Below are 24,039 nucleotides of genomic sequence, written 5' to 3'. Positions count from 1 at the left end.
CCTCCACCCCGCTCCGCTTCGCGGATCGACCCTCCCCACAAGGGGGAGGGTAAAGGTCAATCCGAAACCGGCGTGTTCTCGTCGACGTCGACGCGGAAATTGCCTTCCAGGATCTCGGCCTTCTTCTTCTCGACCAGGTCCTTGACGTCCGCCGGCAGCGTCTTGTCGAATTTATGGTAGGGCGCGAGATAGGAGCCGCCCTTGGCCATACGCGAGAAATCGCCATAGTCCTGCGCGGTGAAGACGCCGGCCTTGACCAGCTTGATCGCCTGCTCGACCGTCGGATACATGTCCCAAACCGGCCCGGTAATGACCGTATCAGGGCCGAGGCTCGACTGGTCGGACATGTTGGAGATGGCGTAGATCTTCTTCTCGACCGCCGCCTCGATGACGCCGAAGCGCTCGGCATAGATGACGTCGACGCCGGCATCGATCTGCGCCACGGCCGCTTCCTTGGCCTTGGGCGGATCGAAGAAGGAGCCGATGAAGGCGACCTTCTTCTTGACGTTCGGGTTGACCTCCTTGGCGCCGGCAAAGAAAGCGTTGACCAGCCGGTTCACTTCCGGGATGCCCATCGCTGCGACGGCGCCGATCGTGCCGGACTTCGACATCTTGCCGGCGATCATGCCAGAGAGATAGGCGGGCTCGTGGATCCAGTTGTCGAAGACGCCGAAATTGGGTTCGGCCGGCCCGGCGCCGGAGCCGAACAGCCACGCGGTCTTCGGGAACTGCTTGGCCGTGCGGCGCGATTCGCGCTCGGCGGCGAAGGCGTCGCCCAGCACCAACTGATAGCCCCCTTGAGCATATTCGCGCATCACGCGGCTGAAGTCGGCGGTCTGCACCTTTTCCGACCATTTGTATTCGATGCCCAATTCCTTCTCGGCCTTCTGCAGGGCAACATGGATCTGGTTGTCCCACGGCTCCTCGATCGGCGTGGCGAAGATCGCCGCCACCTTCAGCTTCTTGTCCTTGGCGACGGCCGCGCCAGGCAGCACGGTGGCCGCGAGGCCAAGCGCGCCGAGTTCCAGCACGTTGCGCCGCGACAGGCCGGCGCGTTGTGTTTTGCTATGTTGGTTTTCCATTGAAGTGCCCCTCTGTTCGACAGCCGTGTCGAGCCGGCCGTTCCAAATGTCAGACGCCCAGAACTATGGAACGGCGCCTGAGATTTGTCCACATGGTCAAATTTGGTGGCGACGACGGATGGGCGATCCTTATCTTCGTCATTCTATGGCGGAGCAAGGAGCGAAGCGACGCGCGCAGACCATAGAATCCATGCCGTGACATTCGAGAGCCGCGACGGTGCAGAACGATCGACGGCTGTGCCAACGCTTGCTCTGCACCGTTGTATTCTTCGTTTGACGAAACGGCATGGATTCCAGGGTCTCCGCTTCGCTTCGCCCTGGAATGACGAAATTACCGGGCGCCGGCACCCTCCCACGATCCCGTCTCGGCAAACCGCCTCAACGCCGGCGCCGGCTCGAAGATCGGCCGTCCCGTTTGCCGGTGCCAATGCTCCAGCCGCTCGACGATCCTGGGCCCGCCCTCAAGCGCTGCCCAGAACATCGGCCCGCCCTTGCCGATCGGGAAGCCGTAGCCGTTGACCCAGATGACATCGATGTCGGACGCGCGCGCGGCGATGCCTTCCTCGAGAATCTTCGCGCCTTCGTTGACCAGCGGATAGAGCGTGCGCTCGATGATCTCGTCGGCGCCGATCTCGCGCCGGGCGATCCCGAGTTTCTCCGCCTTCGCCCGGATCAGCGCCTCGACCTCCGGATCGGCAACCGGCTCACGCGAGCCGCTCTCGTAACGATACCAGCCGCGCCCGGTCTTCTGGCCGAAATGGCCCTGCTCGCACAACGTATCGGCAATCACCGCCGTCTGGCCGCGCGCCTTGCGGTTGCGCCAGCCGATGTCGAGTCCGGCAAGGTCGCCCATTTGGAACGGTCCCATCGGCCAGCCGAAATCGGTGAATGCCTTGTCCACCTGGCTCGGCGTCGCGCCTTCCAGCAGGAGGAACTCGTTTTCTGAACCTCGCGCGGCCAGCATGCGGTTGCCGACGAAGCCGTGGCAGACGCCGACGACGACCGCCACCTTGCCGATGCGCCGGGCGAGATCGGTCACCGTCGCCAGCACCTCGGGCGCCGTCTTTTCGGCGCGAACGATCTCAAGGAGTTTCATGACATTTGCCGGCGAAAAGAAATGCATGCCGAGCACGTCACCTGGACGCGAGGTCGAGGCGGCGATTTCATTCACATCGAGATAGGAGGTGTTGGTGGCGAGGATCGCGCCGGCTTTGGCGATTGCATCGAGCCTGCCGAACACCTCCTTCTTCACCGCCATGTCCTCGAACACGGCCTCGACGATCAAATCGCAATCGGCGAGGTCGGCATAGTCGGTGCTGCCCTTGAACAGGCCGAGCCGCTGCTGCTTCGCCTCTTCCGTCAACGAGCCCCGGCTGACCGAGACGGCATAGTTCTTCTCGATGGTCGCCAGGCCGCGCCGCAGCGCCTCCTCGCTGGTCTCGAGCAAAGTCACAGGGAGGCTGCCATTGGCGAAGGCCATGGCGATGCCGCCGCCCATCGTGCCGGCGCCGATGATGCCGACGCGTTCGATCCGGCGCTTCTGCAGGTCGTTGCCGGGCACCTTCGCCGCCTCGCGCTCGGCGAAGAACAGGTGCCGCTGCGCGCGCGACTGGTCGCCGGAAACGAGTTTCTGGAAGAGTAGCCGCTCGGCGGCAAGCGCCTCGTCGAAAGGCAAGGTGATCGCGTTGCGCACGGCCTCCGCGCAAGCAAGCGGGGCTTCCAGCCCGCGGGCTTTTTTGGCCAGACCGGCGGCTTGGGCTTCGAAAGCGACAAGATCGATCTCGGCCAGGCGGTCATCGGGGTCACGCACCGGCACGAACGGGCCACCCCGATCAGCCATTTCGCGGGCGAAACGAACGGCCTTCTCCAATAGATTACCGTCAACAACCGCATCGGCAAGACCGGCCGTCTTTGCGTCGCCGGCCGAAATCGGCGTTCCGGAAACGATCATGCCGAGCGCCTTCAGGGCGCCGACCAAGCGCGGCAAACGTACCGTGCCGCCGCCGCCCGGCAGAAGGCCTAGCTTCACTTCCGGCAGGCCGAGTTTTGCACCGGCATCCGCGACGCGAAAATGGCAGCCGAGCGACAGCTCCAGCCCGCCGCCCAGCGCCGTGCCGTGGATGGCGGCGACGGTCGGCTTGGCGATGGTTTCTAGTAAAGCGACGATGGCGCGCAGTTCCGGCTGCGCGATCGGCTTGCCGAATTCGGTGATGTCGGCGCCGGCGACAAAGGTGCGCCCGGCGCAGGCGATGACAATCGCTCTCGCGGCAGGATCGTCGCGCAGCGCGGCAAGCGCGTCATAAAGCGGCTTGCGGACATGAAAGCTCAGCGCATTGACCGGCGGGTTGTCGATGGTGACCACCACCACGCCGTTCTCGTTCGCGACGCTGACAGAACTGGACAAGCGTAACCTCCCGAGAACGGCTGCAACCGCTGAAGGGTTTACTAGGCCCGCCGGCCAATGGGAAACCCGATCCGGCCCTGGCCCAATGGTTGACCGGGAGCGGTCAGTTGTCCACGCGACCGAAGGGCGGAACGTCGCCGATCACTTCGCGCTTGTCCTTGCCGCAGGCGAAGGTTTTCGCCTTCTCGTCGGCAAGCTTGCGCGCCAGGTCATTGGCCTGCGCGTTGCCCGTGGCTAAAACCAGGCCGATCGTGCAGCCTTGGTGCTCTTCCGGCTGCGCCACCTTGGCGACGACCAGCACCTCGATCGATTTCTTCTCGTCTTCCGGGTTGCTGACCGAGCGGCGATGGATGGCGGCGAACGGAATGGCGACATCGCCATTGGTCTCGATGTGCCATTCCACCTTCGGGCCGGAGCCGTTGAAGGCGGTGAAGCTCTCCCAGACCGCGGTCATGTCGTCGGACGGAAAGCCATAATAGACGGATTCGCGTGCGTCGTCGTAGCCGATCAGCACCGGGTAGCCGCGATAGCCGGAGCAGACGAGGCTCGCCCAGTCGCCGTCGCCTTCCGCGGCCTGCGCATAGGTCACGCAATCCTTCTTCCAGTCGAGATCGGTGTAGGCGCTGGAGATGTCGCCGGCCTGGGCCGCCTGGCAGAAACCGGCGAGGGCAAGGGGGATGACGAGAGCACGCATCGTTGGCAACTCCGTTCAGGTTGCCGGAAGCGTAGCTTCAATTGCTATTTCTTCAAGCTGGCTTCGATCAAGAGGTCGGCGTTACGGGCAACCGCCGCCGCCGGGCCGCCCAGACCGAAAAGCTGGCCGCTGATATACGCGCCCTCGATCAGCAGCAGCAGGCCATCGCCCAGCGTGTCGGAATCGGCGGCGCCCATCGCCGCCGCCATGGCGCGCAGGCGCCGGCGCAATTCCTGCTTGTTGTTTTCGCTCACCACCCGTGCGGGATGGCCGCGCTCGGGATATTCCACCGCCGCGTTGGTCATGCCGCAGCCGCGATAGTCAGGCCTTTGCGTGCGTTTGCCGACGCGGGTCAGGAAAGCGATGATCTGCGCGCGCGGATCGCCGGGATGCGCATCGACGGCCTCGTCGAAGCGTTCCCAGAATTCACGGTCGTATTTGCGCAGATAGGAGGCGGCAAGCTCGTCCTTGGACGGGAAGCTGCGGTAGAGACTCGGCTTGGTGACGCCGGCGCGCTTGACGATCTCGTCGACGCCGATCGCCCGGATGCCCTCGCGATAAAAAAGGTCGCGCGCCACGTCCAGGATCTTGTCCGCCGCTTTGGGGGCGGGCGCGGCGCTCAACGACGCTTCAATTTTATTGTCCGATGACATGCAAACAACTCGCTTGACAATGTTACTGACCGGTACGTATGTATGGTGCTATCGCATTGCAACGTACCGGTCAGTAACATGATAGCCCAGTCCCGTCCGTTTGGCCAGCGCTACGCATTCGTGGTGGTTGCCGTCATCTTTCTTTGTCTTTTGATCGCGGCAGGGCTTCGCTCGGCCCCCTCGGTGATGATGGTTCCGCTGGAGGAAAGCTTCGGCTGGCGGCGCGACGTGACCTCCTGGGCGGCCAGCATCGGCATCCTGCTCTATGGCCTCACCGGTCCGTTCGCCGCGGCGCTGATGGAACGCATCGGGCTGCGCCGCACGCTACTTGGCGCGCTGGCGGTGATGTCGGGATCGACGGCGCTCAGCCTGTTAATGACGCAACCCTGGCATCTCTTCATCACCTGGGGCGTGTTTTCCGGCATCGGTTCGGGCGCGGTGGCGAGCGTGCTCGGCGCAACAATCGTCAACCGCTGGTTCAAGACCAATCGCGGGCTGATGATGGGCTTGATGTCGGCCTCCAGCGCCACCGGCATGCTGGTGTTCCTGCCGGTCATCGCCTCGCTGGCCCAAAGCGGCGGCTGGAAGCCGGTGGCGATCGCCGTGGCGCTTGCCACGGCCGCGCTGATCCCGTTCGTCTTCCTGCTGGTGCCCGAGCGTCCCGCCTCGATCGGCCAGGTTCGCTACGGCGCCGATGCCGACGACATACCGCCGGTGTCACCCGCATCGCAGGGCAATTTCCTGGCGCATACGCTGACCACGCTGCGCCGCGCGGCGGCTACCCGAGTGTTCTGGTACCTGTTCGCCACCTTCTTCGTCTGCGGGTTCACCACCAACGGCCTCGTCGGCACCCATCTCATCGCCTTTTGCGGCGACATGGGCATCGGCGAGGTGCAGGCGGCCGGGCTCTTGTCGATGATGGGCATTTTCGACCTGATCGGCACGACGCTGTCCGGCTGGCTGACCGACCGTTTCGATCCCCGCAAGCTGCTCGGCGTCTATTACGCAGTGCGCGGCCTGTCGCTGATCTACCTGCCCTATTCCGGCTTCTCGGCGACCAGCCTGGTCATCTTCGCCGTGCTCTATGGGCTCGACTGGATCGCCACCGTGCCGCCGACATTGAGGCTCGCCAACGAGGCTTTCGGCGACCGCAGCGGGCCGATCGTGTTCGGCTGGATCGTGGCCGGCCACCAGGTGGGCGCGGCGGCTGCCGCTGCCTTCGGCGGCACGATGCGCGAGCTGCAGGGCAATTACGAGCTCGCCTTCCTGATCGCCGGCATGACGGGCATCGCGGCGGCCTGTATCTCGCTGCTGATCAACACCGATAGGCCGGCGTTCGAGCCGGAGCCGCAGGCGGCTTAAGGCGTGTCGATATTCGGGTGAGGCCGGCCTGCAAACGGCAGTCTCCTGCGCTTCCGGTGCTCACGTACTTTAAGTACGCTCCGCTCCGGTTCTCGGAGACCGCCGTTTTCGGCTCGTCCTGACCCGAATCTCGACGCGCCTTCCGGCGTAGGTGATAGCCTCCACAGTTCTGTGGCTTGTTATCAAAACTTCATGGTTCCGATATGCGCCTGAAACATTGAGGCGAGAGCTTGGCGGTCCCGTTCAAAGCCATCCGGAGACCGCCATGAACAAGCTTTCCCTTACCCGCCGCGCTTTCGTCACCTCGGCAAGCGCCTTCGGCCTTGTCGGCGCCACTGGACTGGCATTGCCCTACTATTCCCGCGCCAATCAGCGCCCGGCCTTCACGCACGGCGTCCAGTCCGGCGACGTCGACGCGACGTCGGGCATGGTCTGGACCCGCACCGATCGCCCGGCGCGCGTGATGTATGAAGTGTCGACCACCGAAAGCTTCGCCAATGCCACGCGGCTGGCTGCGCTCGATACGTCGCCCGCCAGCGACTACACGGTGAAGCGGCTGCTCACCGACCTCGCCTCCGACCAGGACATCTTCTACCGCATGATTGCCGCCGATCTTTCCGACATCAATGCCGTCTCCGAGCCGATCGTCGGCCGCTTCCGCACCGCGCCGTCGTCGAAGCGCGACGTGCGCTTCGCCTGGTCGGGCGACACTGCCGGCCAGGGCTGGGGCATCGACGAGACCGGCATGAAGACCTATTCGACCATAGCCAAGCACACGCCGGACTTCTTCCTGCATTCGGGCGACACGATCTATGCCGACGGCGCGCTGAAGGACGAGGTCGACCTGCCCGGCGGCGGCAAGTGGAAGAACGTCGTCATGATCGACGGCAAGCGCAAGGTCGCCGAGACACTGGACGAGTATCGCGACCAGTGGAAGTACAACATGATGGACAAGCACGTTCTCGCCCTCTCCGCCATCTGCCCGACCTTCTACCAGTGGGACGACCACGAGGTGCTGAACAACTGGTCGGACTCGAAGGACCTGACCGCCGACAACCGCTACAAGGAGAAGTCGATCCATGTGCTGGCGGCCCGGGCGGCGCGCGCCTTCCATGAGATGACCACCATCCGCTACGAGCCGTCGGAGCCGGGCCGCGTCTACCGCAAGATCTCGCATGGGCCGCTGCTCGACGTGTTCTTCCTCGACATGCGCTCCTATCGCGGCCCCAACGGTCCTAATCTGGACGAAACGCTGACGCCGAAGTCGCGCATGATCGGCGAGGAGCAGTCCAAATGGCTGAAGCGCGAGCTGGCCAATTCCAGGGCGACCTGGAAGATCATTGCCGCCGACATGCCGCTCAGCCTGGTCGTCTGGGACGACGCGGCGAAGAAGGTCGGTTTCGAGGCCGTCAGCAACAACGACAATGGCGCGCCGAAGGGCCGCGAGCTCGAATTCGCCGATGTGCTGCGCTTCATCAAGAATGCCGGCATCACCAACACGGTGTGGCTTACCGCCGACGTGCACTACACCGCGGCGCATTACTACAACCCCGACAACGCGCAGTTCCAGGATTTCAACCCGTTCTGGGAATTCGTCTCCGGCCCGATCCATGCCGGCACGTTTGGCCCCAATGACCTCGACATGACCTTCGGGCCGGAGCTGAAATTCATCAAGGCGCCGACCGCCGAGCAGGGCCAGAACCTGCCGCCGTCGGCCGGGCTGCAGTTTTTCGGGCTGGTCGATATTTCCGGCGCCACGGAGCAGCTGACGGTGCGCTTGATGGATCGCGACGACAACGAGCTTTACAAGGTGACGCTCGACCCGGTGCGGTCGGCTTAGGCTGCGTTGTATTCAAGTGATGCTGGCCTGCGAACGATGGTTTCCTGCGCTTCCGGTGCTCACGTACTTAACGTACGCTCCGCTCCGGTTCTCGGAAGCCATCGTCCTCGGCTCGGCCTGACCTGAATCTCAACACCCGTAGGCCCCGAGTCACAAGGTCTGCGCCGTGAGAAAGCATCGCGGCGGCTCAGAACTCAAAGGCGATGAGGGCGTTAGTCCGGATAACAAGCCCGGGGAACGTTCGGCCAGACCGCGGTGTCGCAGTTGGCGTCCTTCTGCCGCTGCTTGAAGGCGGCGCTGACCGGGCCAGTGACGATCGGGTCGACGCCGTCAGGGGCGTCGGCGAACATCTGCTGCGCGGTCCTGGTGTCGGGCGGCTGGATGGAACTGCTCTCTCGCAGAGCCGTCGCCGACTGCGCAACGCCAGCCGCAAGCAGCACGCCAAGCGCTGCCCACGCGAAAACCGGACGCAATCTGGACATCTGATCGGTCATGAACATGAAATTGCCCGGCCCCTCAAAGGTTCCGCCTTGGTTAACAGAATCATTTCACACCAAGACGTTTAAGAATCAGTGACCGTTTATTTGGGGGCGGGCCTCCCCTTTCGCAATTGCGAAAAACCCTGTATGAGCCGCGCAACCGAAAAAGGCGGCGCTTTTTAAGCCTGCCGCCTGCAACGTTCCCGAGACCAAACACATGAACCTCCGCAATATCGCGATCATCGCGCATGTCGACCATGGCAAAACCACCCTGGTCGACCAGCTCCTGAAACAGTCCGGCGCCTTCCGCGACAACCAGCGCGTCGCAGAGCGCGCCATGGATTCCAACGACCTCGAAAAAGAGCGCGGCATCACCATCCTGGCCAAGGCGACCTCGGTCGACTGGAAGGGCACCCGCATCAACATTGTCGACACGCCCGGACACGCCGATTTCGGCGGCGAGGTCGAGCGCATCCTGTCGATGGTGGATTCGGCAATCGTGCTCGTCGACGCCGCCGAAGGCCCGATGCCGCAGACCAAGTTCGTCGTCGGCAAGGCGCTGAAAGTGGGCCTGCGTCCCATCGTCGTCATCAACAAGATCGACCGTCCGGACGCCCGCCATGTCGAAGTGGTCAACGAGGTGTTCGACCTCTTCGCCGCGCTCGACGCCACCGACGAGCAGCTCGACTTCCCGATCCTCTACGGTTCGGGCCGCGACGGCTGGGTCTCGGAAAATCCGGAAGGCCCGAAGGATCAGGGCCTCGCACCGCTGTTCGACCTCGTCGTCAAGCATGTACCGGCGCCGACCGTCCATCCCGGCCCGTTCCGCATGATCGGTACCATCCTGGAGGCCAATCCCTTCCTTGGCCGCATCATCACCGGCCGCATCGAGTCCGGCACGCTGAAGCCCAATCAGGCAGTCAAGGTGCTGCATCACGACGGCACGCAGATCGAGGCCGGCCGCATCTCGAAAATCCTCGCCTTCCGCGGCCTTGAGCGCCAGCCGATCGAGGAAGCGCAAGCGGGCGACATCGTGGCCATCGCCGGCCTGTCGAAGGGCACCGTCGCCGACACATTCTGCGACCCAGCCGTCAGCGAGCCGCTGCATGCGCAGCCGATCGACCCGCCGACCGTGACCATGTCCTTCCTCGTCAATGACAGCCCGCTTGCCGGCACCGAGGGCGACAAGGTGACGAGCCGCGTCATCCGCGACCGCCTGCTGCGCGAGGCAGAAGGCAATGTCGCGCTCAAGATCGAGGAATCGGCCGAAAAGGATTCCTTCTTCGTCTCCGGCCGCGGCGAATTGCAGCTCGCGGTGCTGATCGAGACGATGCGCCGCGAGGGCTTCGAGCTCGCCGTGTCGCGGCCGCGCGTCGTCATGCAGAAGGGCGATGACGGCCAGCTGCTGGAGCCTGTCGAAGAGGTCGTCATCGACGTCGACGAGGAGCATGCCGGCGTCGTCGTGCAGAAGATGTCGGAGCGCAAGGCCGAGATGGTCGAGCTGCGCCCGTCCGGCGGCAACCGCCAGCGTCTGGTCTTCCACGCCCCGACGCGCGGCCTGATCGGCTACCAGTCGGAGCTTTTGACCGACACCCGCGGCACCGCGGTGATGAACCGGCTGTTCTTCGCCTATGAGCCCTATAAGGGCGAGCTGCCCGGCCGCACCAACGGCGTGTTGATCTCCAACGAGCAGGGCGAGTCCGTCGCCTACGCCATGTGGAACCTGGAAGACCGCGGCCCGATGATCATCGATCCGGGCGTCAAGGTCTATCAGGGCATGATCATCGGCATCCACTCCAGGGACAACGACCTCGAAGTGAACGTGCTCAAGGGCAAGAAGCTCACCAACATCCGCGCCGCCGGCAAGGACGAGGCGGTGAAGCTGACCCCGCCGATCCGGATGACTCTGGAGCGGGCGCTGGCCTGGATCCAGGACGACGAGCTGGTCGAGGTGACGCCGAAGACCATTCGTCTGCGCAAGCTCTATCTCGACCCGAACGAGCGCAAGCGTTTCGAAAAGGCCGCCAAGGTGATGGGCGCGGCGTAGGTTTTTCAGAGAAGGATTCAAAAGAGGAGCGTCCGCTCCCTCTTTTTCTTTCAGCGGCACGCGGCCGACAAGATAGCGCGGCGATCCGCCTCCCCGGCCAGATCGATATGGATCGCCACGCCGTCGCGCACCGGCTTGCGCAAGGTCCTGGCGCCATCCGGTTCGACGGTCAGCCGCCTTCGGTCCTCCAGGGCTCGAAGCCTCGACCGCGAAAGGCCGAGCTCGCCGGCAAGCAAGCGGTCCAGCCGCAAAGCCGTCGCGCCCTCGAGCCGAAGCTCGAGCCGGAGCGCGCTCGCCTGTCCGGGTTCGCCGTCCAGCAGCGCCTTATCGACCGTGACGTCGGCAAATTCCTCGACCCGCCCGGCTCTGTTGCGCAGCGCGGCGGCATCGAAGGCAAAGCGGTGCGCGAGCGCCGGATCGTTGCATTCGAGCGCCGTAAACAGCGCCGGCTCGATGTCGCGGCGGGTTCGCCGTTCCAGGATGGCGAAATTCCAGGAATTGTCGCAGTCGACGCAGCGGTAGATCAGCCACACGTCGATGCGTTTGCCATTGGCGTTGACGCGGAATTTCTCGCTGCATCGGTATGATCTGAGGCCGCCGCAGCGGTTGCAGTTGATGAGAGGTCGAGGCGCGATTGCGGGCGCGATCGTCCAATGGACATGCAAGGTAGACATGCCGGCAGGCCCTTCCCGTCGGGAAGTCCGTCAGGCCGGCGATATCCGAGATGCCCTTTCTTGTTGAGCATGATCTTTTCCGAAAACCGGATACCACTTTTCGGGATCATGCTCTTTGGGGGGCACGGCGTGGCGAAGACTGTGTTGGTGGTGCCAGGCGGTCGGCGCGGACTGCGCACGACAGCGGCTCAGCAATGCCAAACCGGTCTCGAACCGCCGTCTGAAGAACACGTGAAATAGAGCAGACGCGCCAATGGCTGCGCCTGCGGTGCGCTCAGAGGAGTTGGCGAGACCGGCGGTTACTGTGGCAAAGCGATGCTCGAAAATGGGTAAGGACGGGTCTTGTAGCGAAGGCTCAAGGGGACGGCAAGAGCAGGAATTGTCGGCGTCGGCGCTGCCCCTCCTCCGCCTGCCGGCACCTTCTCCCCACGAGCGGGGAGAAGAGAGCTGGCCGCGACGCCGGCGCTTTTCCCGCAACGCTGGCGATTGGCGAAAGCAGCCATGAGAGCGTCCCTTCGCCCCGCTTACGGGGAGAACGTGCCCGAAGGGCGGACGAGGGGGCAGCGCCGGCGTTGGCAGTTACTGGCGCCTTGAACAACGACCGCGCCTGCTGGGCGTGTCAAATCTAATCCGATCGGCTATCTTTTCTTCTCTGTCTTGTAGGAAACGCCCCATGCATCTTGCCTCGCTGCTGATCTTCGCCGCCGCTTTGTTCGTCGCCGCCGGCTCGCCCGGTCCGTCCATTGCAGCACTCGTGGCGCGGGTGATCTCGAAGGGGTTCCGCGACGTCTTCCCCTTCCTGCTGGCCATGTGGATCGGCGAGGCCGTCTGGCTGTCGCTGGCGGTGTTCGGGCTGGCCGTCGTGGCGCAGACCTTCCACTACGCCTTCGTCGCCGTGAAATGGGTAGGCGTCGCCTACCTCGCCTATCTGGCGTTCAAGATGTGGACGGCGCCGGTCGAGGCCAAGGAAGGCGAGATGCCGCGCGAGGATTCAGCCCTGAAACTGTTCTTCGCCGGCATGGCGGTGACGCTCGGCAACCCGAAGATCATGATGTTTTATCTGGCGCTGCTGCCGACTATCATCGACCTTGCCTCGGTCAGCGTCATCGGCTGGGTCGAGCTGACGCTGACCATGGCTATTGTGCTGGTCGTCATCGACCTCGCCTGGGTGCTGGCTGCTTCGCAGGCGCGCCGGCTGCTCAAGAGCAAGCGCGCCATGAAGATCGCCAACCGCGTCAGCGCCACGACGATGGCGGGCGCGGCCGCGGCGATCGCCGCGCGATAAGCGGCCGGTCTCACATCATTTCGATGATCGGCGCGATCTCGACGCTGAAGGCGGGGTCCATCAGGATCGGGCAATCCTTTGCCTTGGCGACCGCGTCGTCGATGTCCCTGGCTTCGACAATGGTATAGCCGGCGGTCGGGTTGCTGCCGCCATTGTTCTCGATCCTGCCGCCCGGCAGCACCGTCTTCGACATGCCGACCGGATTGCCGCCGTCGACCACGGCCGAGCCGAGCTTGTCGTACCAGCCGGTCCAGGCATCCATTGCCGCTTTGCGTTCCGCGTCATCGGTCGGCATCTTGCCGGAGCCGTGATAGACATAGAGAAATTTCGCCATGTTCTCCTCCCTTATCGGCGGCGTCGAACCGGCATGCGGCTACGCCGCTTGCAATGTGCAGCGATGCCGCAACCCGATATGCGGCTCCGCCGCAATCTTGGATATGCAGCTACGCTGCAATCTTGGATATGCGGCTGCGCCGAAATCCCGGATATGAGCGTGCCGCAACCCTGATCATCGGACCAAACGGTGCGGTGGGCAATGAAAAATTCGCTAGTGCTAATGTAAGGCCAGGAGCCTCTACCGCGCCATGGCGTGATATTCGGGGTTCGGCCGCATATCCACGGCGGCGGCCACCCGGTTCGACATGTTGAAGAAGGCGGCCGTCGAGGCGATGTCCCAGATGTCGCGGTCGGAGAAACCGGCCTGGCGTAAGGCGGCGCGGTCGGCTTCCACGATCCCGGCCGGCTCCTCGGTCAGCTTGACCGCGAATTCGAGCATGGCGCGCTGGCGGCCCGACAGGTCGGCCGCGCGGAAATTCATCACCATCATCTCGCCCAGCGCCGGCTCGCCCGACAGCTGGCGTACCGCCGCGCCATGCGCCGTCAGGCAATAGAAGCAGTGGTTGATCGAGGAGACGACCACCGCGATCATCTCGCGCTCCAGCTTGGACAGGCCGGACTCGCCCAGCATCAGGTCGTTGTAGATATCCGTGAAGGCGCGCAGCTTCTTCTCGTCGAAAGCATAGGCCAGAAGCACATTGGGCACGAGGCCGAGCTTCTCCCGGCATTTGTCGAAATAGGCCTTGGTCGCATCGCTGAGCTCCGCCTGGACAAGGTCAAGAGCGGTTATTTTGCCGGTCATATGGTCTCTCCTCGCAGGCCGATGGCGTCGGTTCGAATTTTTTAAAGCGTCGTCAAACCTTTGTCGCCAAACAGCGCTCATCTGGCTACCATAGTCGCAAAAGCATACGACGGGAGGGACTGAGCGTCATGGCCAGCGTTAAATCCAAGCCGAAGAAAGCGGCCGCGAAAGCAGAGGAAAAACCCGCAAGGCTTGTCGACTATCTGCTGGCCCGGGCACCCGCCGAGGACATCGCGGCCTATGACGTGGCCGACCTCGAGCGCGCCGGCGAGCTCGCCGCCCAAGCGGTCGCCGAGCACAGGAAGGGCGAAAGCGTCGTGGCCGTCGAGGCGGATTCCGGCGTTGTCTGCGGCGGCCGGCCGGTCACGGTCATCACCGTCGTCAACGACAACATGCCGTTCCTGTTCGATTCCATCCTTGGCGAAATCACCGAAACCAGCGGCGAGCCGACGCTGGTCACCCATCCGATCGTTACCGTCCGCCACGGCAAAGCCGGCGTCGTCGAGATTCTCGGCGATGGCGGCAAGGAGGATGTCAGCCACGACCGGCTGAGCGTCGTCCATGTGCATATCCCGCGACTGACCGCCGAGCAGGCGAAGAGCCTCACCGAGCGGCTGCGCAAGACGCTTTCGCAGGTCCGCGCCGCCGTCGTCGATTGGAAGCGCATGCTCGCGCGCCTCGACCAGGCGATTTCCGAATTCCGCTATTCGGCCGTGCCGCTCGACAAGAAAAGCGTCGCCGAGGCGATCGCCTTCCTCGAATGGCTGCGTGACGACAATTTCACCTTCCTCGGCATGCGCGAGTTCAAATATATCGGCGGCGAGGAAAGCGGCAATCTGGAGCGCGCGGACAAACCGGGCATGGGCATCCTGTCGGACCCCGATGTGCTGGTGCTGAGGCGCGGCACCGAAGCGGTGACGACGACGCCGGAGATCCGCGCCTTCCTGCACGGGCCAGAGCCGCTGATCGTCACCAAGGCCAATGCCAAGTCGTCGGTGCATCGGCGCATTTATCTCGATTACATAGGCGTCAAGACCTACACGTCGAAAGGCGCGCTGGCGGGCGAGCTGCGCATCGTCGGCCTATTCACCTCGACCGCCTACACGCGCTCGGTGATGAAGATCCCCTATCTGCGCTCGAAGGCGGAGACGATCATCGCCAAGTCCGGCTTCAGTCCGAACGACCATTCGGGCAAGGCGCTGATCAACGTGCTGGAAAGCTATCCACGCGACGAGCTGTTCCAGGTTTCCGTTCCCATCCTGCGCAAGCATGCCAGCGCCATTCTTGGGCTGATCGAGCGGCCGCGTGTCAGGGCACTGGGCTGCGCGTCGATCAGTTCGACCGCTTCGTCTCGATCCTCGTCTTCGTGCCGCGCGACCGCTATGACAGCGTCGTGCGCGAGAAGGTCGGCACCTATCTCAAGACCGTGTTCGAGGGCCGGCTGTCGGCCTATTACCCGGCCTTCCCGGAAGGCGGGCTGGCGCGCGTGCACTTCATCATCGGCCGTTCCGGCGGCAAGACGCCGAAGGTCGAGCAGTCGACGATCGAAGCGGCTATCCGCGACATCGTGCGGACCTGGGAGGACGCGCTCTCCGAAGCCGCGGAGGCGGCCGGGAGCGATCCGGCCCTGAAGGCGATCGCGGCGCGCTTTCCCGAAAGCTATCGCGACACCTTCTCGGCCGCCGTGGCACTTGCCGACGCCGGACGCATCGCGAAGATAAGCGCCGACAATCCGATCGCCATCGATTATTACCGCCATGCCGACCAGAAGCCGCACCAGGCGGCTTTGAAGATCTACCATTTCGGCAGTCCGGTGGCCCTGTCGCGGCGCGTGCCGGTGCTGGAAAATATCGGCTTTCGCGTCATCAGCGAGCGCACCTTCGAGGTCGGCGACGACTCGGCCGATCGGGTGTTCATCCACGACATGGAATTGGAGAACAGCTACGGCGGGCGAATAGACCTCTCCGACGGCGGCGCGCTGTTCGAGGATGCATTCCTGTCGGTCTGGCGCGGCGATGTCGACAATGACGGCTATAACGGCCTGGCGCAAACCGCCGGCCTATGGTCGGGCGAGATCACGATCCTGCGCGCCTATGGCCGCTATCTGCAGCAGGCCGGCATTCCGCAGAGCCAGGATTTCATCGCGGCGGCGCTCAATCGTTACCCCGAGATCGCGCGCGGCCTGCACGAACTGTTCGTCGCCCGGCTCGGGCCGACGGCGGAAGGCGACGGCGTGGTTACGGCCAAGCACCTGAAGGCCAAGATCAAGGATGCGTTGGAAGAGGTGCCCAATATCGATGACGACACCATCATCCGCCGCTACCTCAACCTCATCGAAGCCTCGCTGCGCACCAATCATTTCGTAGCCGATACGAAGGAAAAGGGGCAGTCGCTGGCGATCAAGCTCGACTCGCAGGCGGTCGAAGGCCTGCCGGCGCCCAGGCCATGGCGGGAGATCTTCGTCTACGGCTCCGAGGTTGAGGGTGTGCATCTGCGCTTCGGTCCGGTGGCGCGCGGCGGCCTGCGCTGGTCGGACCGCGCCCAGGACTACCGGACCGAGGTGCTGGGGCTGGTCAAGGCGCAGCAGGTCAAGAACGCGGTCATCGTGCCGGTCGGCGCCAAGGGCGGCTTCTATCCCAAGAAGCTGCCGATGAGCGCCGGCCGCGACGCCATCTTCGAAGCCGGCACCTCGGCCTACAAGAATTTCGTCTCCAGCCTGTTGTCGATCACCGACAATATCGGCGTCGATGGCGTCATCCCGCCCGCAGGCGTGGTGCGGCGCGACAGGGACGATCCCTATTTCGTCGTCGCCGCCGACAAGGGCACGGCAACCTTCTCCGACACGGCCAACGCGATTTCCGAGAAGCATCACTTCTGGTTGGACGACGCCTTCGCCAGCGGCGGTTCGGCCGGCTACGACCACAAGAAGATGGGCATCACCGCCAAGGGCGCCTGGGAAGCGGTGAAGCGCCATTTCCGCGAGATGAACCGCGACATCCAGACCTCGCCCTTCACCGTGGTCGGCGTCGGCGACATGTCGGGCGACGTGTTCGGCAATGGAATGCTCTTGTCGCCGGCCACCAGGCTGATCGCCGCCTTCGACCATCGCGACATCTTCATCGATCCCGATCCGGATATGGCGGCCTCGATGGCCGAGCGCCAGCGCATGTTCGCGCTGCCGCGCTCGTCCTGGCAGGACTATGACAAGTCGAAGCTGTCGGAAGGCGGCGTTATCGTCTCGCGCAGCCAGAAATCGATCACCCTGCCGCAGGCGGCGGCGGCCGCGATCGGCCTGTCCAAGACCACGGCGACGCCGGTAGAGATCATGAACGCCATCCTCAAGGCGCCGGTGGACCTTCTGTGGTTCGGCGGCATCGGCACCTATGTGCGGGCTTCCGGGGAAAGCAATCAGGATGTCGGCGACCGCGCCAACGACGCCATCCGCGTCACCGCGCTCGATGTCCGGGCGAAAGTCATCGGCGAAGGCGCCAATCTCGGCGTCACCCAGCGGGCGCGCATCGAATTCGGCATGAATGGCGGGCGCTGCAACTCCGACGCCATCGACAATTCGGGCGGCGTCAACTGCTCCGACGTGGAAGTCAACATCAAGATCGCGCTGGCTTCCGCCATGCGCAAAGGCTCGCTGGCGCGGCCGGCGCGCAACAAGCTGCTCGCCGAAATGACCGACGAGGTGAGCGCGCTGGTGCTTTCCAACAATTACCAGCAGACGCTGGCGCTGTCGCTGGCGCGCAAGCGGGGGCTCGCCGACATCGCGCATCAGGCGCGCTTCATGACGGCGCTCGAAGCGCGCGGCCTGCTCGACCGCGCGGTCGAGACGCTGCCTTCGCCGGCGGCGCTCGCCGAACGCGAGGCGCGCGGCGAGCCGCTGACCAGGGCCGAGCTCGGCGTGCTGCTGGCCTATGCCAAGATCGTGCTGTTCTCCGACATCGTCGCCAGCGACGTGCCGGACGAGCAGCACTTCGACCGCGACCTGATGGGCTATTTCCCGGAGCGCATGGCCAAGAAATTCGCCGGCGAGATCCGCGACCACAGGCTGCGGCGCGAGATCATTGCGCGGGTCGTCGCTAACGACCTCGTCAATCGCGGCGGTCCGTCCTTCGTCAACCGCCTGCAGGAATCGACGGGACGCACGGCGGCCGATGTCGTACGCATCTTCACCGTGGTGCGCGACGGCTTTGCGCTGCCTGCGCTCTACAAGGAGATCGACGCGCTCGACAACCAGATCGACGGCCAGGTCCAGCTCGATCTCTATCAGGCGGTTAGCCGGCTCATTTTCGTGACCAGCGGCTGGTACCTGAAGAACGAAGCGGGCTCGGCGCCGCTCGGACAGCGCATCGCCGAATTGCAGGAAGCCCGCAAGGCGCTCGAGCCGAAGCTTCTCTCGTTGCTGCCGGCCTTCTCGCGCGAGCGCATCGAGGATCGACAGCATGGCCTGTCCAAGGGCGGCGCGCCGGAAAAGCTCGCCGGGCAGCTCGCTTTGACCGAGGTGGCGGAACTGATCCCGGATATCGCGCTCACCGCGCGCACCGCCAATGCCGACATCGTCAGCGCGGCCAAGGCCTTCTTCGCCGTCAGCGACGCCTTCCGCATCCCGCGCGTCGAGGAAGCCGCGCGCTCGATCGTGCCGCCCGACTATTACGACCAGCTGGCGCTGTCGCGCGCGACCGACATGATCGGCGTGGCGCGCCGCGGCATCGCGGTGGCGGCGCTGACCGGTTACGGCACGGCAGCGGATCCGGTCGCGGCCTGGCTGGAGGCCGGCGGCGAACGCGTCGCGCGCATCCGCGAAAGGCTGCAGGCGCTGACCGAAGGCGGCGACATCACCGTGTCGCGGCTGTCGGTGGCGTCCGGCCTGATGAGCGACCTGACGGGGATGTGAATAGGCTTGGGTTCCTCGCCCCGCCAAAGGCGGCTGGTCTTTGGCGATAGCGCATGGCAGCCTGGCGCATGCATTGTCCAATGTAGCGCTGGTCGACCCCCACTCCGTCTCGGCTTCGCCGAGCCACCTCTCCCCCGATCGACGGGGTAGAGGAAAGGCGCCAAGCTTTTTTGCCGTCAACGCTCGTCCAGCAGCGCTCCCTTCCTTTCCCTCCGGAGGGGGAAAGGCGGCGCTGCGAAGCAGCGACGGATTGGGGGAACCACGTGGCAATCAAGCCGTGGCCTGATCAGTCACGCCAGTCACAGAAGATGTGTGCATGGCGTAGCCCACGTCGTGGGCGAGGAATTGGCGCCAAGCTTGTTCATTTGCATCGCTGCCTGAAAACATGCAGACATGGCCCCCGACGCGAGCGATGCCAGGGGAGAAAGCATGGCGGCAGTAGAGACAGTGCAGCGGGCATCGGGGCGCGGCATCTGGGGCTGGATGTTCTTCGACTGGGCGGCGCAGCCTTTCTTCACCGTCGTCACCACCTTCATCTTCGGACCGTATTTCGTGTCGCGCATGGCGAGCGACCCGACCGCCGGACAGGCGGCCTGGGGTTACGGCATCGCCGCGGCCGGCCTGGTCATCGCGGTGCTCTCCCCGGTGCTTGGCTCGATCGCCGACCAGACCGGGCCGCGCAAGCCGTGGATCGCCTTCTTCGCCGCGATCAAGATCATCAGCCTTGCGCTTTTGTGGTTCGCGGCGCCGGGCTCGAACCTCTTCCTGGTCGTGCTGCTGTTCTCGCTGGCTTCGGTTGCGGCCGAATTCTCAACGGTGTTCAACGATTCCATGATGCCGCGCCTGGTGCCGAAGGAAGAGATCGGCCGGATCTCCAACGTCGCCTGGGGGCTCGGCTATCTCGGCGGCATGGTGGCGCTTATCTTCGTGGTGCTGTTCCTGGCCGGCAATCTCGAAACCGGCAAGACGATCATCGGCCTCGATCCGTTGTTCGGGCTCGATCCGAAACTCGGCGAGGATGCGCGTTTCACCGGGCCGATGTCGGCCGGCTGGTATTTCCTGTTCATCCTGCCGATGTTCTTCTTCACGCCCGACGCCACCAAGGGGATCCCGATCGGGCCGGCGGTGCGCGAGGGCCTGTCCGAGCTGAAATCGACGCTTGCCGAAGTGCGCCAGCGCAGCGGCATCCTGCGCTTCCTCCTGGCCCGCATGATCTATCAGGACGGCGTCAATGCGCTGCTCGCGCTCGGCGGCACGTTCGCGGCCGGCATGTTCCATTGGTCGATCACCGAAATCGGCCTGTTCGGCATCATCCTCAATATCGTCGCCATCTTCGGCTGCTGGATCGCGGCGCGGCTCGACACGGCGCTTGGCTCCAAGGCGGTGGTGATGATCGCGTTGGTGATGCTGTCGGTCGCCACTATCGGCGTCGTTTCGACCGGCCCGGGTTTCACGCTGCTCGGCCTGATTCCGCTGTCGACCGCCGATTCCGGCGGCCTGTTCGGCACCGCGGCCGAAAAAGCCTATATCCTCTATGGGCTGCTGATCGGCCTTGCCTTCGGCCCGGTGCAGGCCTCGTCGCGCTCCTATATGGCGCGAAGCGTCACCGCCGCCGAGTCGGGCCGCTATTTCGGCATCTACGCGCTGGCCGGCCGGGCGACCAGCTTCCTGGCGCCGTTTCTGGTGGCGACCATCACCACGATGAGCGATTCGCCGCGGCTCGGCATGGCGGCGATCATCCTGTTCCTCGGCCTCGGCATGGCGATCCTGGCGGGGACGCCCTATCCGGCGGACAAGCCGAAGGAGATGCTTCGATAATTCTACTCCGCTGGTCGCTTGCTGCGGTTTTCTGCGCTTCCGGTGCTCACGGACCTGAATGTCCGCTCCGCTCCGGTTCTCGAAAACCGCACCATCGACTCAGCGGAGCGAATTCTTGAAGCATCTCCCCGCCGAGCATCAATGCCTGAAATGCCTTACGCCGGTGAACACCATGGCGATGCCGTGCTCGTCGGCGGCGGCGATGACATCCTCGTCGCGCATCGAGCCGCCGGGCTGGATGACGGCCGTGGCGCCGGCCTCGATCGCCGACAATAACCCGTCGGCGAAGGGGAAGAAGGCGTCCGAGGCGACGACCGAACCCTTGGTCAGCGGTTCGGCGAGGCCGCCGGCTTCGGCTGCGTCGAGCGCCTTGCGGGCGGCGATGCGCGAAGAATCGACGCGGCTCATCTGGCCGGCGCCGATGCCGACCGTCGCCCCGTCCCTGGCATAGACGATGGCATTGGACTTCACGTGCTTGGCGACGCGGAAGGCGAATTTGAGGTCGGCCAGTTCGGCCGGCGTCGGCGCGCGCTTCGTCACCACCTTCAGCTCGAGATCGTCGACCACGGCGTTGTCGCGGCTTTGCACAAGCAGCCCGCCGGCGACGGATTTCACCATTGTGCCGGCGGCGCGCGGATCGGGCAGGCCGCCGGTCACCAGCAGGCGCAAATTCTTCTTCGCCGCGACGATCGCGGCTGCTTCGTCGGTCGCGTCGGGCGCGATGATGACCTCGGTGAAGGTCTTGACGATCTCTTCCGCCGCGTCTGCGTCGAGGATGCGGTTCATGGCGACGATGCCGCCAAAGGCCGAGACCGGATCGCAGGCCAGCGCCTTGGCGTAGGCCGCCTTCAGCGACGAGCCTTCGGCGACGCCGCAAGGGTTGGCGTGCTTGATGATGGCGATCGCCGCCGATCGGGCGGGGTCGAACTCGCCGACCAACTCGAAAGCGGCGTCGGTGTCGTTGATGTTGTTGTAGGAGAGCTGCTTGCCTTGCAATTGCTTTGCCGTCGCTACGCCCGGCCGCCTGTCGCCCGAGAGGTAGAACGCTGCATTCTGATGCGGGTTCTCGCCATAGCGCATCACCTGGTCGAGACGGCCGCCGAAAGCGCGCCATGTCGGGTGCTCGACCTCCAGCGCCTCGGCAAACCAGCCGGAGATCGCCGCGTCGTAAGTTGCGGTGCGGGCAAAGGCCTTGGCGGCCAGCATCTTGCGGAAGTCGAGCGACAGCGAGCCGAGATTCATCTCCAGCGCGTTGACGAGGGAGGCATAGTCGGCCGGGTCGGTGGCGATGGCGACATAGGCGTGGTTCTTGGCCGAGGCGCGGATCATGGCCGGACCGCCGATATCGATGTTCTCGACGATCGAGGCATAGCCCGCGCCGGAGCGGCGGACCTCCTCGAACGGGTAGAGATTGCAGACGACGAGATCGATCGGCTCGATGTGATGGTCGTGCATGGCCTTGGCATGATCGGCATCGTCGCGGATGCCGAGCAGCGCGCCATGCACCGACGGATGCAAGGTCTTCACCCGCCCGTCCATGATCTCGGGAAAGCCGGTGAGGTCGGAAACGTCGCGCACCGCAAGGCCCGCCTCGGCGATGGCCTTTGCCGTGCCGCCTGTCGACACCAGCTCGACGCCGGCAGCGGCGAGCGCTTTGGCGAAATCGATCAGGCCGGTCTTGTCGAAGACGGAGAGCAGCGCGCGGCGCACCGGAACGAGATCCGGCGCCGGAACGTTTTTTGTGGGCACGGCCATGGCGGGCGGCCTTTCAGAGCTGTTGGAAGGGACGTTGGCCGGCCCTAGCATATGAGCCCCGAAAATCAAATGAGTCTTGGATCAGGCGCGCGGCCGGATTTGTCCGGAACTCAGTTGTTTTCGGGATGGCCGGCGATAACGGTGCGGGTCAGCTGCCAGTGGACCTCGGCAATTTCGGAGGCCTTGAAGGCCAGCACGATCTGCCGGCTGCGGCGCGGACCGCCCAGACCGGCGAAATAGATCGATTCCTCGACCTCCGGCACCACTTCGGCGCAAGTGAAAACCCAGCAGTCGCCTTGCGCGGCGGCAAGCGTCAGGCGGTCGTGGTCGTCCTGCAGCAGGCTGATATCGGGGTGGATGTGGAAGCGCACCGTGACGAAGTCGCGGCCATTGTTGCGGATTGCTCCGCCGCCGGGGCGCAGGAAACGGTCGCGGCCGGCAAGCACGTTGCCGTTCGTGCCGAGCTTCAGCTCGCGCTCATGCAGGAGGCCGAATTGCTGGACATAGCCGTCGTGGCGGGCGACGAAGCCATGCATGCCCTTCTGGTCGAGGCGCTTGCAGGGCACATGCTGCGGGCCGCCGATCAGCGGCGAACCCAAAAGGTCGCTGACGCGCAGCGAGTGGCTGAAACGCGCCGACGAGGTGTCGTTGACGGTGGCGGTGGAATGCGCGGCGGTGGCCCGGGCCAGCGGTCGGAATTCCGGCGCGCCGAAAGTATCGATGCCGGCATTGACGATGAAGTGCTGGCGTCCGGACGAAAGCTCGAAAGCGAGGCAACCGGCGTGTGCCGTGTTCGAGACATCGATGGGCGGCGGCAGGCCGGTGTCGGCGATCACCGTTACGCCGCCCAGCGACAGGCGCTCATAGCCGGAATGCGGCGCGTGCAGCAGCGGCGCGCCGACCGTGTCGTCATGGCGCATGATGGTGGCGATGCGGTCGTGGATGGTGGCGCCCATGCCGTTGAAGCGGGCGAGGCTGCCGTCCTGGTGGCGGAAGAAACGCAGCGCCGGCAGCATGCGGTCGATGGCGCCGATCAGCGCCGCGGGCGGCGCCTCGGCCTGGTTGGCGTAGGTCTGGCGCAGCGGCAGGAGATCTGCCAGCAGCTCCAGCACCGCCATCGGGTTGCGCGAGATGTGGCCGCCGTCGGGCAGGATCTGGCGGTCGAGTTCCTCGGCCAGATTGCGCGTGGCAGTGCGCAGCGCCGAGGCCGGCGCCGGCAGCGACAGCGCTGCGAAGGCGAGCGCTATGCGGGCGCGCAGCCTGTCCTCGCCATCCGGCATCTCCCGCGCCATCGAGCGCAGGTAGCGGATCTGCACTGCGAGCGATTTGAGGAAGGCGCGATAGAACGGGAATTCGGCGCCTTGCAGCACCACCGAGGAATGCTGCAGCCAGGCGATGACGCGCTTGGCCGTCGTTCCCGGCTCCCAGGCGATGCCCGAAATCTGGTTGCCGTGCATGGCGATCCAGTCGGTCACGAGCGCCCTGGCATTGGCGGCGGCAAGCTCGGTGCCGGTGGCGCGCATATGGCGCAGCCAGCGAAAACCGTGCAGCGATTTCCGCCAGCCGCGATTGGGCACATCGAGCTGGAAAGGCGACTTGCCGCCGGTCTCGACCAGGTGGCCGGACAGCGGGTAGCGGCCGTAATAGATCTCCAGCGCGATCTGCGGATCGGCGAGCCGGAGGTCAGGCGGGGCGATCAGGACACGTTCGGGCGTGCGGCCGGAATAGCGCCAGCGATAAACCGGCCCGGCGCGGAGGCGCCGGCGCGTTTTGCGCCAGAACTCCCTCGCGACAAGCGTCCAAAGACGCGTCGTGCTGCCGGCAACAAGTGCCAATAGCCCTCCTGGTGTCCCCATATCCCAAGCACAAGCTTATGTGATTCAAGAACTTATGCGAAGGCGGATTTCG

At 64.7% G+C, this 24,039-nt stretch carries 15 protein-coding genes and 1 pseudogene; 6 read left to right on the top strand and 10 right to left on the bottom strand.

Translation table 11 applies throughout. The features are described 5' to 3' along the window. Positions 1–56: 56 nt before the first annotated feature. The 4 genes from ACVMIM_RS02330 to ACVMIM_RS02315 all read right to left on the bottom strand — a co-directional run bounded on the left by ACVMIM_RS02330 (position 57) and on the right by ACVMIM_RS02315 (position 4,833). Entirely contained in the window at positions 57–1,082 is a 1,026-nt protein-coding gene (locus tag ACVMIM_RS02330) for a BMP family protein (RefSeq protein WP_476110152.1), read from the bottom strand. A gap of 331 nt (positions 1,083–1,413) precedes the next feature. Then, a complete protein-coding gene (locus ACVMIM_RS02325) occupies positions 1,414–3,486 on the bottom strand; it encodes a 3-hydroxyacyl-CoA dehydrogenase NAD-binding domain-containing protein (protein ID WP_476110151.1) in 2,073 nt (690 codons plus the stop codon). A gap of 103 nt (positions 3,487–3,589) precedes the next feature. Beyond that, complete coding sequence (locus ACVMIM_RS02320) at positions 3,590–4,180, bottom strand: hypothetical protein (RefSeq protein ID WP_476110149.1); 591 nt, start codon at positions 4,178–4,180, stop codon at positions 3,590–3,592. Positions 4,181–4,224: 44 nt separating this feature from the next. Next, positions 4,225–4,833, bottom strand: a complete 609-nt coding sequence (locus ACVMIM_RS02315; RefSeq protein WP_476110147.1) for a TetR/AcrR family transcriptional regulator — start codon at positions 4,831–4,833, stop codon at positions 4,225–4,227. Positions 4,834–4,911: 78 nt separating this feature from the next. Between ACVMIM_RS02315 and ACVMIM_RS02310 the strand changes: the two genes are divergently transcribed. After that, the gene (locus tag ACVMIM_RS02310) at positions 4,912–6,195 is read left to right on the top strand and encodes an MFS transporter (RefSeq protein WP_476110145.1); all 1,284 of its coding nucleotides are present in this window, start codon (positions 4,912–4,914) and stop codon (positions 6,193–6,195) included. A gap of 265 nt (positions 6,196–6,460) precedes the next feature. Then, complete coding sequence (locus ACVMIM_RS02305) at positions 6,461–8,035, top strand: alkaline phosphatase D family protein (RefSeq protein WP_476110143.1); 1,575 nt, start codon at positions 6,461–6,463, stop codon at positions 8,033–8,035. Positions 8,036–8,247: 212 nt separating this feature from the next. Here the strand turns inward: ACVMIM_RS02305 and ACVMIM_RS02300 are convergent, their stop codons facing one another. Then, on the bottom strand, positions 8,248–8,517 hold the full coding sequence (locus ACVMIM_RS02300; RefSeq protein ID WP_476110141.1) for a hypothetical protein: 270 nt from the start codon (positions 8,515–8,517) through the stop codon (positions 8,248–8,250). Between the two features lie 214 nt (positions 8,518–8,731). Between ACVMIM_RS02300 and typA the strand changes: the two genes are divergently transcribed. Continuing rightward, complete coding sequence (gene typA / locus ACVMIM_RS02295; RefSeq protein WP_041004432.1) at positions 8,732–10,561, top strand: translational GTPase TypA; 1,830 nt, start codon at positions 8,732–8,734, stop codon at positions 10,559–10,561. A 50-nt stretch (positions 10,562–10,611) separates the two neighbouring features. Here typA and ACVMIM_RS02290 read toward each other — a convergent pair whose 3' ends face one another. Then, the gene (locus tag ACVMIM_RS02290) at positions 10,612–11,235 is read right to left on the bottom strand and encodes a DUF1062 domain-containing protein (RefSeq protein WP_476110140.1); all 624 of its coding nucleotides are present in this window, start codon (positions 11,233–11,235) and stop codon (positions 10,612–10,614) included. A 673-nt stretch (positions 11,236–11,908) separates the two neighbouring features. Here ACVMIM_RS02290 and ACVMIM_RS02285 point away from each other — a divergent pair. Beyond that, positions 11,909–12,520, top strand: coding sequence for a LysE family translocator (locus ACVMIM_RS02285; RefSeq protein ID WP_476110138.1), 612 nt, complete (start codon positions 11,909–11,911; stop codon positions 12,518–12,520). 10 nt (positions 12,521–12,530) lie between these two features. Here the strand turns inward: ACVMIM_RS02285 and ACVMIM_RS02280 are convergent, their stop codons facing one another. Continuing rightward, positions 12,531–12,854, bottom strand: a complete 324-nt coding sequence (locus tag ACVMIM_RS02280) for a YciI family protein (RefSeq protein ID WP_041004438.1) — start codon at positions 12,852–12,854, stop codon at positions 12,531–12,533. A 240-nt stretch (positions 12,855–13,094) separates the two neighbouring features. Further along, a complete protein-coding gene (locus ACVMIM_RS02275; RefSeq protein WP_476110137.1) occupies positions 13,095–13,658 on the bottom strand; it encodes a peroxidase-related enzyme in 564 nt (187 codons plus the stop codon). A 128-nt stretch (positions 13,659–13,786) separates the two neighbouring features. Between ACVMIM_RS02275 and ACVMIM_RS02270 the strand changes: the two are divergent. Beyond that, a pseudogene (locus tag ACVMIM_RS02270) lies at positions 13,787–18,558 on the top strand (NAD-glutamate dehydrogenase). A 393-nt stretch (positions 18,559–18,951) separates the two neighbouring features. After that, the gene (locus ACVMIM_RS02265; RefSeq protein ID WP_476110135.1) at positions 18,952–20,376 is read left to right on the top strand and encodes an MFS transporter; all 1,425 of its coding nucleotides are present in this window, start codon (positions 18,952–18,954) and stop codon (positions 20,374–20,376) included. A gap of 138 nt (positions 20,377–20,514) precedes the next feature. Here the strand turns inward: ACVMIM_RS02265 and purH are convergent, their stop codons facing one another. After that, positions 20,515–22,131, bottom strand: coding sequence for a bifunctional phosphoribosylaminoimidazolecarboxamide formyltransferase/IMP cyclohydrolase (gene purH, locus ACVMIM_RS02260; protein ID WP_476110133.1), 1,617 nt, complete (start codon positions 22,129–22,131; stop codon positions 20,515–20,517). Positions 22,132–22,241: 110 nt separating this feature from the next. Next, a complete protein-coding gene (locus tag ACVMIM_RS02255; protein WP_476110131.1) occupies positions 22,242–23,987 on the bottom strand; it encodes a heparinase II/III family protein in 1,746 nt (581 codons plus the stop codon). Positions 23,988–24,039: the final 52 nt, after the last annotated feature.

The sequence above is a fragment of the Mesorhizobium sp. USDA 4413 genome (assembly GCF_056280365.1).
The sequence above is the reverse complement of the archived record's forward strand: the minus strand, read 5'-3'. Positions and strand labels throughout refer to the sequence as shown.